Source organism: Mesorhizobium sp. M7A.F.Ca.US.007.01.2.1 (assembly GCF_003998165.1).
Classification (GTDB): domain Bacteria; phylum Pseudomonadota; class Alphaproteobacteria; order Rhizobiales; family Rhizobiaceae; genus Mesorhizobium; species Mesorhizobium ciceri.
Genome location: NZ_RZQP01000448.1, coordinates 1 through 1,805, shown reverse-complemented (window position 1 = coordinate 1,805; position 1,805 = coordinate 1). Strand labels below are relative to the sequence as shown.

Here is a 1,805-nt window from a genome sequence, read left to right as displayed (position 1 = left end):
GTGCGTCGATGAAGGAGCGCTCGTCCTCCTTCACCGGCTCATCGAAAGCCGGATCGGCAAGGATGCGCTCGTCGTCGCGCCGCATCACGTCGTCGGCCGAGGGCGGGCTCGCCCATGTCGCCTTGAGGCCGGCGTTCTGCAACAGCCGTTCGGTGCGCTTGCGGGCGCTGTTGGGCACGATCAGCGCGCTGACGCCCTTGCGCCCGGCGCGGCCGGTGCGGCCGCTGCGGTGCAGCAGCGTTTCCGGGTTGGTCGGCAAATCGGCGTGGATGACCAGCTCAAGATTGGGCAGGTCGATGCCGCGCGCCGCGACATCGGTGGCGATACAGACTTTTGCGCGGCCGTCCCGCATCGCTTGCAGCGCATGGCTGCGCTCGTTCTGGCTGAGCTCGCCCGACAGGGCGACGACGGAGAAGTTGCGGTTGTTGAAGCGCGCGGTCAGATGATTGACGGCGGCACGCGTGTTGCAGAACACCAGCGCGTTCTTGGCTTCGTAATAGCGCAGCACATTGATGATGGCGTTCTCGCGGTCGGGCTGGGCGACGCTCAGCGCCCGATATTCGATGTCGAGATGCTGCTTCTCCTCGCCGGCGGCCGAAATGCGCACCGCATCGCGCTGATAGCCCTGGGCGAGCGTGGCGATCGAGCGCGGCACCGTGGCCGAGAACATCAGCGTCCGGCGTTCGGCCGGAGCGGCGTCGAGGATGAATTCGAGGTCTTCGCGAAAGCCGAGATCGAGCATCTCGTCGGCCTCGTCGAGCACCACCGCCTTCAGCGCCGACATGTCGAGCGAGCGCCGGGTGATGTGGTCGCGCAGCCGGCCGGGCGTGCCGACGACGATATGGGCGCCACGCTCCAGCACACGCCGCTCCGAGCGCATGTCCATGCCGCCGACGCAGGACGCCACGGTGGCGCCGGTCAGTTCGTAGAGCCATTCCAGTTCGCGCGTCACCTGCAAGGCGAGTTCGCGCGTCGGCGCCACCGCCAGCGCCAGCGGTGCGGCGGCGTGGCCGAAGCGCTCCGCGCCCTCAAGCAGGGTCGGCGCCAGAGCGAGGCCGAAGGCCACCGTCTTGCCGGAGCCGGTCTGCGCCGAAACCAGCGCATCGGCCTCGCCGAGCTCGGGCGCCACGACCGCCTTCTGGACGGGCGTCAGCTCGGAATAGCCGCGTTTCTCCAGCGCCCTGGCAAGCGCTGGAACAAGTGCTTCGAAGTTGGACATCTCACTCTTTCGGAATTTTAGGGTCCGCGCTCATCACGGAGCACATGCCGGGGCGGGCCTCGCGCCAGCCAAACAATCTTGGCCGTTCGTACTTCGCGCAGCCGCGATTGTACAGGGCGCGCGCAAAACCAGGCGCCGCTCGGCAATTGACTCTTGCCGCAAACCGCGTAAAAGCCGGCACCGAACGGGACAGTTTCGATGCGCGGCCTTTTGACGGCTCTTCCTGCATTCGATGCCCCCAGCCTCAATGCACATCATTGGGCCGGGCGCGTCGGCGCGTCTCCTCGTTTCAGCAAAACCGCATTCTTGGCCAAGAAAACTGGCAAAACCAGCACCAAAACGGTGTGATTCCCTTGGCCTAACCACCCTCTCCCGGGTTCGGCCCGGGGGACGGAACCCGCAGCGGCCAGCGGGTTTCTCCAAAAACCAAGCGGAGAGGGACAGGAGATTTTTCGATGAGTTTCAAGGTAGCGATCGTCGGCGCCACGGGCAATGTGGGCCGGGAAATGCTCAACATATTGGAAGAGCGCGGCTTTCCGGTAAGCGAAGTCGTGGCGCTGGCGTCGCGGCGCAGCCAGGGCACGGA

2 protein-coding genes and 1 pseudogene are annotated in these 1,805 nt (G+C 66.0%); 2 read left to right on the top strand and 1 reads right to left on the bottom strand.

Going from position 1 to position 1,805, the window contains the following annotated elements:
• The coding region (locus tag EN949_RS34960; protein WP_164782667.1) for a DEAD/DEAH box helicase at positions 1-1,219 on the bottom strand (1,219 nt) is incomplete at its 3' end.
• A 198-nt stretch (positions 1,220-1,417) separates the two neighbouring features.
• On the opposite strand from EN949_RS34960, the gene EN949_RS36070 reads away from it, so the two are divergent.
• Together EN949_RS36070 and EN949_RS34955 are read left to right on the top strand one after the other, a co-directional pair.
• Positions 1,418-1,567 (top strand): hypothetical protein, encoded by a 150-nt coding sequence (locus tag EN949_RS36070; RefSeq protein ID WP_164770251.1) that lies wholly within the window; start codon positions 1,418-1,420, stop codon positions 1,565-1,567.
• 107 nt (positions 1,568-1,674) lie between these two features.
• A pseudogene (locus EN949_RS34955) lies at positions 1,675-1,805 on the top strand (aspartate-semialdehyde dehydrogenase); the annotation flags it as partial.